This is a genomic window from Erwinia sp. MYb416 (assembly GCF_037479575.1).
In the GTDB taxonomy this organism is placed as follows: Bacteria; Pseudomonadota; Gammaproteobacteria; order Enterobacterales; family Enterobacteriaceae; genus Erwinia; species Erwinia rhapontici.
The window spans coordinates 652-894 of sequence record NZ_JBBGYT010000116.1 but is presented as its reverse complement, the minus strand read 5'-3'; the positions used below and the strand labels follow the sequence as shown (position 1 = coordinate 894).

The following is a 243-nucleotide window of genomic DNA, read 5'->3' as shown; positions in this document are numbered from 1 at the left end:
TGTTGATTATCATGTGGGAAGTACCAGGATGCCTGCATTACTGATCCTGCCAGACAAAAAACAGATACAGCGCGATAAAAACAACCGCTCCCGCGATCGCCCCGAAGTACATCATGAAATCAGTGAAAGGCATTGACGGAAATAATAAAGGAACAAACCCTGTCGACCCAAAACCTAACCCCGACCCGCCGATCCCCGCATGCATTAACGTCTTAAGGCTAAAATCCATATTGACCTCTCTTA

1 protein-coding gene is annotated in these 243 nt (G+C 46.5%); it reads right to left on the bottom strand.

The features are described from left to right. Positions 1–37 precede the first annotated feature (37 nt). Positions 38–243, bottom strand: a 206-nt coding sequence (locus WH277_RS01065; protein WP_339503865.1) for a hypothetical protein, incomplete at its 5' end; no start/stop codon positions are given.